Origin of the sequence: Pseudooceanicola sediminis (assembly GCF_003575965.1) — a bacterium.
Classification (GTDB): Bacteria; Pseudomonadota; Alphaproteobacteria; order Rhodobacterales; family Rhodobacteraceae; genus Pseudooceanicola; species Pseudooceanicola sediminis.
The window spans coordinates 38,302-44,907 of record NZ_QWJJ01000022.1 but is presented as its reverse complement, the minus strand read 5'-3'; the positions used below and the strand labels follow the sequence as shown (position 1 = coordinate 44,907).

Below are 6,606 nucleotides of genomic sequence, written 5' to 3'. Positions count from 1 at the left end.
GTGGCTCCTTTCCTAGCAGTCAACAACAACTGCACTTTGGCACACATTCGATGCCGGTGGAGCAGGAGCCACCCACCTCATCCGCTCTGGGCCGTCATCACTCTCCCCGGGATGGAAACTCACCGTGTACATTCCGACCGCCTTCCCTAGTCAGCGAAGGTCCATCTATAGACAGCACAATATAGCCCCTCCCCTGCCGCGCAACCGCAAGATGCTTCTGGGCGGTCACAGCCCTAAAGGTCCTGAGACCTTGCACTTCGTTCTGGGGTCGGCAGATAGGAAGCCGGGTGCGTCCCGAATAACCACAGACGGTTTCGCGCCATCCAATCATAGACAGCATCGCGCAAAGCAGGCTCTACCTGCTCCAACACACGCAGTCAGTGCCACAGCGCGCGCAGGCTTGCGAGCAGCGCCAACTAGGCGTCCGAGAGGGGTATGCCGCGTCGCCGCAACTAGCCACATAACTAAGGTCCAACGCCTCATGGTCGATGCCATGCACCCGCGCCATGGGCTGCCCCCAGGGATTTCCGGTCGAGGCAAACTGCGTCGCGGGCCACCGTTCGTGGCGCGGCACAAAGCCCAGCCGCGGGGAGCAAAGGACGCAATCTCCGTCGAACAGAACGGTCATCATCAGGCGGTCGCCTGTCATCAAATACTCAGGTTAGGTGTGAGCACGAGGCTAGGCCGCGGTATAGATGCGGTCACTCAGTCCGCTGGTCGCAGAGCCTTGGCGCAACCTATTGCGGTAATGCGTGGTGTTCTGCGCGCGGTGTGCGGACTGCGGCCAAACAAGCATTTCTTCGCCTCGGCCCGAATATAAAAGCTAGTAATATAGCTTAATGTGGTTTATGGCCATTTGCGGAGAGAATTTGCCCCGCCGCCACCGCGGCCCACGTTGACCGGGAGAGGATACCATGACCCATCAACTGCCTCTGGCCTGCAGACCGCACCTGCCCACAGCCCCGTCCGGACTATCTGCGCCAAAACTGGCCTAAGTATCTGACACTGTGTGGCTTATGGACACCGCCTGCCTCTTTCCAACACATACGACCTGCAGGTGGGCCTGTCTGTGCGACACGGCATCGCCGTGTGCCCACAGCCTCTTGGATTTTGCAAAAGGACCCGCCCATGACCCCTCATGCTCCGACGGCTTTTGGCACTGTGCATCGCGCTGTACGCGCGAATGTGCTGTTTCTGACCATCGACAACCCGCCGGTGAACGCCGGGTCGCATGCTGTGCGGCGGGGGCTGGTGGCGGCGCTGCAAGACGCACCTAGCGGCCTGCACGGCGCGGTGTTGATCGGGTCCGGGCGCAGCTTCGTGGCCGGGTCGGACCTGCGCGAATTCAGCGCGCCCTTGGTCTATCCCGAACTGCCCGACGTGATCGCCGCGATCGAGGCCGCGCCCTTTCCGGTGATCGCCGCAATCCACGGAGTCGCGCTTGGCGGCGGGCTGGAACTGGCGCTAGGATGCGATCATCGCATCGCCACGCCCGAGGCCAAACTGGGCCTGCCCGAGGTTTCGCTTGGCATGGTTCCCGGGGCGGGCGGAACGCAACGCCTGCCGCGACTGGTCGGCCGCGAGATCGCGCTTGAGATGGTCTGCGGCTCGACCCGCATTTCAGCCAAGCGCGCGCTTGAGATCGGCTTGGTTGACGCCGTGACCACGGATGATCTGCTGGACGCCGCGCTGCACTATCTTGACCAAGGCGCAGGCAAACGCCGCGCCGCGCAACTGACGATTCCACAGGACGACCCACAAGTGCTGGCGACCTTGTCAGCAAAGATAATGAAAAAGGGGTGCAATCGCCCCAACATGGCGGAAGCGATCCGCCTTGTGATGGCCTCGAACCTGCCCGATGTCACAGCCACTTTGGCGGACGAACGTGCCAGTTTCCAACAGCTAAGGCTGGCCGAGGACGCTAGCGCTCTGCGCCATCTGTTCTTTGCTGAACGCCGCGCCGCCAGTGTCGACTGGCTGTCCGCCACACCCCGTCCGGTGACCGCCGTGGGTGTCGTAGGGGGTGGCACCATGGGTCAAGGGATCGCCCGCGCCTGCCTCGCGGCCGGGCTGACGGTCATCCTCGTCGAGCGTGACGCGGTTTCTCTGGTTCGCGCGCTTGACAGTCTGCGCCACGCGCTTCAGGCACGCTGTGACCGGGGGCGGATCGATGCTGCCACCTTAGCCAGCCAATTGGCGGCGCTGACCGGCACCACGGAACTCGCCGACCTGCAAGACACCGATCTGGTGATCGAAGCGGTGTTTGAAGAGACCTCGGTCAAGCAGCCACTGTTGGCGCAGCTCGATGCGCTGTTGCCGCCCGAAGTGGTGATCGGCACCAACACGTCGTACCTAGATATTGACGCTCTGGTGGCCGATCTGCCAGGGCGCTCCCGGGTGCTGGGGCTGCATTTCTTCTCGCCCGCCGATGTCATGCGTCTTTTGGAAGTGGTCCGCGCTAAGGCCACCAATGATGTCACGCTCGTCACCGGGCTGGCCTTGGCGAAAACCCTAGGAAAACAGCCCGTGGTGGCTAGGGTCGCCGAGGGGTTCATTGGTAACCGCATCTATTCTGCCTATCGCCGCCGCGCCGAGCTTCTGGTGCTGGACGGTACCGACCCGCAGGACATCGACGCTGCCGTGACCCGGTTTGGCTTTGCCATGGGGCCTTTTGCGGTCGCCGACCTCAGTGGATTAGACATTGCGTGGGCCATGCGCAAACGGCAAGCAGCGACCCGCGACCCTCGGGCGCGCTACGTGCCGATCCCCGACACTTTGTGCGAGGCCGGTCGGCTGGGCCGCAAGACTTCTGCGGGCTGGTACGACTACCCCGAGGGAGCCGCGCTGCCATCACCTGCCACGCAAGAGATCATCGAGAGCGCCCGCCACGACGCCGGAATTAGCCCCGTGGCGGCCGACCCCGCGACCATCCAGAGGCAATTACTGATCGCTATGGTCAACGAGGCGGGTCTGCTGCTGGCCGAAGGCGTTGCGCAACGCGCCAGCGACATCGATGTGGTGCTGACCAATGGCTATGGCTTTCCGCGCTGGATCGGGGGGCCGCTGTGGTGGGCCGCCCAGCAAGACGCCTGCGCCTTGCACCAAGACCAAACCGCGCTCGCCCGCGCCATTGGTCCTGGCTTCACTCCCGCAGACATCACTGCGGCCCTGCGCGACCTCGCGCGCTCCGCCTAAAACACGTGACGAAAAGGACTTTCCCCATGGGCATCGACATCAGCTTTGACGGCAAAGTGGCCGAGATCACCATCGACGTGCCGCCGGTGAACGCTATCACCTTAGCCAATTACGCCGAGATCGGCGCAGCCTTTGACGCCGCCGACACTTGGGAGGGCGTTAACTGCATCCTGTTCACCGGAGCCGGATCGCGCGCTTTTTGTGCGGGCCTTGACCTCAAGGAATTTCTTGCGGCCACCGTCGCAGACGACCCCTCCCGCGCACGCGTCGTACGCCGCTGCTTTACGTCGATCCGCGACTGTGCGCTGCCGACTGTCGCCGTCGTGAACGGGCCTGCGCTTGGGGCCGGTACGGTCTTGGCCTCGGTCTGTGACATACGGTTGGCCGCGACTACCGCCACCTTTGGCACGCCTGAGATCAACGTGGGCCGCTGCGGAGGGGCGGCGCATATGGGCCGCCATCTGCCCCAAGGCTTGCTGCGCAAGATGTTCTTTACCGGAGAGCCTATCAGCGCCACCGAAGCGCATCATTTTGGCTTTATTCAGGACCTTTACGCCCCCAACGAGCTGCTGCCGCAGGCCCGCGCCCTGGCCGCCAAAATTGCTGAGAAATCGCCACTTGGCCTGCGTATCGGCAAGCAGTCGCTAAATCAGATCGAGTTTCTGCCCGTCGACGAAGGCTATCGCATCGAACAGCAGTTCAGCACGCAGTTGATGAGAACCGAAGACGCCCGCGAAGCCACCGCCGCCGTGGTCGAAAAGCGCAAACCCGTCTGGAAAGGCCGCTGATGACCCGCTACCCGATCAACGGCACGACACTGAACATTCAGATCGATCTCGTGGGTGAGCATGCGCCGTGGCTGGTGATGTCCAATTCGCTGGTCACCGATTTGTCGATCTGGCAGCAGATTCTACCCGCCTTTCAGGGCTGGAACCTGCTTCGCTATGATCAGCGCGGGCACGGTGAATCGGACGCGCCAAGCGGTGCCGTGGATTTCGACCTTTTGTCTGAAGACCTGCTCGCGGTGATGGATATGGCCGGGGCATCGCGCGCCGTGTGCATGGGTCTTTCCATGGGCGTACCGACCACGCTGGCCGCCTATGAAAAAGCGCCTGAGCGGTTCCGTGCATTAGTGCTGATGGATGGCTTGGCCCGCGCCGCCGCCACCGCCAAGGAAACATGGGGCGCACGCATCGCCGAAGCGCGTGAAGGCGGCATGTCGGGCTACGCCGAAATCACCGCCAAACGCTGGCTAACCACGCCCGAGACCGACCCCGGCACCGCTGAGGGCCTGAAAGCGATGATCGCGGGCACCTCCTTTGCAGGCTTTGAGGCCTGCGCCACCGCCTTGCAAACCTACGACTACGCACATGTGTTGCCGACACTGTCGCTGCCGGTGCTGCTGGTGGCGGGGCTGTGTGACGGGGCTATCGGGAAGACCATGCAGGACATCGCCGACGACATAGGCGCCCAGTTTCAAGGCATCCCCGAGGCAGGCCATGTGCCCTGCTTTGAGCGCCCTGAGACCGCCGGCCCCGTCGTCGCCACCTTTTTGAAAGGGGTTGCCAGATGAAACTGCATTGGTCTCCACGCTCTCCTTACGTGCGCAAGGTCATGATCACGCTGCACGAAACTGGGCGGCTGTCCGAGGTGACGCAGGTACGCACGGTCGTCTCCGCCCATGAGCCTCCCAACCCCGAAATCCTGCGGGACAATCCCTTGGGCAAGATCCCGGCGCTGGTCACCGAGGAAGGCGTGTTGTTCGACAGTCGCGTGATTTGCACTTGGCTGGATAAAGACGGCGCTTTGTTGGCCGACAGCGTTCAGGCGCGGCGCTGGCAAGCGCTGGCCGATGGCGCGACCGAAATCCTGCTGGCGTGGCGCACCGAACTGACGCGACCCTCGGGTCCGTGGCAGCCACTGACCGATAGCTATCGGACCAAAATTCGCGCAGTGATGGCCACGCTTGAGGGCGAGGCGCAACTGCTCGCCGATGTGGACTTTGGCGCGGGGCATGTGGCGCTGGTCTGCTACCTTGGGCAGCTTGATTTCCGCTGGCCCGATTGCAACTGGCGCTGCGCCTTTCCTCGCCTCGCCCAAGTCGCTGCCACATGGGAGGCTCGCCCATCTGTGCGGGCCACGGCCGTGCGCGACGACGGCGGCTCCGATACAAGTCTGACCGCAGGCCAACTGACTTTTGCAAAGGAAACCCCATGAGCGGACCTCTTTCTCACGTTCGGGTGCTGGACCTCAGCCGCATCATGGCCGGCCCATGGTCGGGCCAAATTCTCGCCGACCTAGGAGCCGAGGTGCTCAAGATCGAACGCGCAGGCGTTGGCGACGATACCCGTCGCTGGGGGCCGCCGTTCATGACGGGCATCGACGGAGAGCCGACACAAGAGTCGGGCTACTACCTGTCGGTCAATCGGGGCAAGAAATCGATCGAGGTCGATATCGCCAGCCCTGAAGGCCAAGAGATGATCCGGGATCTGGCCCGCGAGTGCGACATCGTGCTTGAGAACTTCAAGGTCGGTACCCTCAAACGATATGGCCTAGACGAAGCCTCGCTGCGCGCGATCAATCCGCGGCTGATCTATTGCTCGATCACCGGCTTTGGCCAAGACGGGCCTATGGCGCAGGATGCGGCCTATGATTTCATGATTCAAGCCATGGGAGGGCTGTTGTCAGTAACTGGCGCGCCCGATGGCGCACCAGGGGCCGGGCCGCAAAAGGTGGGAGTGCCGGTGATCGACATCATGACGGGCATGTATGCCACCGTAGCGGTGCTGGCGGCCTTGGCACGCCGCTCCGAGACCGGACGCGGCGACACGATTGATCTGGCGATGCTGGATGTGGCCACCGCAATGCTAGCCAACCAGGCGATGAACCACCTTGTATCGGGTCAGACCCCCACCCGTACGGGCAATAAACACCCCAATATCCAACCACAGGATATTTTCCCGGTGCGCGACGGCCATATAGTGATTGCCGTGGGCAACGACGCGCAATTCCAACGCTTTGCTAGCACCATCGGCCATCCCGATTGGAGCACGGACCCGCGCTTTGCCACCAATGCCGCACGGGTCGAGAACCTCGACACCCTGCATTCGATGATCTGCGAGACGCTGATGACCCGCGATCTGGCAGAGTGGAGAGCCGCCCTAGTGGCGGTCAATGTGCCTTGCGCGCCGATCAACACCGTGCCCGGCGTTCTGGCTGAACCGCAGGTACAGCACCGTCAGATGTTGCGCCATCTGCCGCACCCGCTGTCGGGCACAGTACCTCAGGTCATTTCGCCGATGCGCTTTGCCGAAGCACCGCTGCGTTTTGACAGACCGCCGCCGCTGTTGGGCCAACATACCGACGAGATCCGGCAGCGCCTTGCTGCCCGAACGGAACAGGACTAGCTAC

Annotated in this window: 5 protein-coding genes; all 5 read left to right on the top strand. The window is 62.9% G+C overall.

All coding sequences use genetic code 11. The annotated features are described in order from the left end of the window. Positions 1 to 1,128 precede the first annotated feature (1,128 nt). From DL237_RS19120 to DL237_RS19100, 5 genes are read left to right on the top strand one after another with little or no spacing between them, the layout of a single operon-like run. Entirely contained in the window at positions 1,129 to 3,195 is a 2,067-nt protein-coding gene (locus DL237_RS19120) for a 3-hydroxyacyl-CoA dehydrogenase NAD-binding domain-containing protein (protein WP_119400650.1), read from the top strand. A 26-nt stretch (positions 3,196 to 3,221) separates the two neighbouring features. Next, the gene (locus DL237_RS19115) at positions 3,222 to 3,983 is read left to right on the top strand and encodes an enoyl-CoA hydratase-related protein (RefSeq protein WP_119400649.1); all 762 of its coding nucleotides are present in this window, start codon (positions 3,222 to 3,224) and stop codon (positions 3,981 to 3,983) included. Further along, on the top strand, positions 3,983 to 4,768 hold the full coding sequence (locus DL237_RS19110) for an alpha/beta fold hydrolase (protein ID WP_119400648.1): 786 nt from the start codon (positions 3,983 to 3,985) through the stop codon (positions 4,766 to 4,768). Before DL237_RS19115 ends, DL237_RS19110 begins: the two co-directional genes overlap by 1 nt. Then, entirely contained in the window at positions 4,765 to 5,412 is a 648-nt protein-coding gene (locus DL237_RS19105; protein WP_119400647.1) for a glutathione S-transferase family protein, read from the top strand. The genes DL237_RS19110 and DL237_RS19105 overlap by 4 nt, the downstream gene beginning before the upstream one ends. Further along, positions 5,409 to 6,602: a CaiB/BaiF CoA transferase family protein gene (locus DL237_RS19100; RefSeq protein ID WP_119400646.1), complete on the top strand. Its 1,194-nt coding sequence runs from the start codon at positions 5,409 to 5,411 to the stop codon at positions 6,600 to 6,602. Before DL237_RS19105 ends, DL237_RS19100 begins: the two co-directional genes overlap by 4 nt. Positions 6,603 to 6,606: the final 4 nt, after the last annotated feature.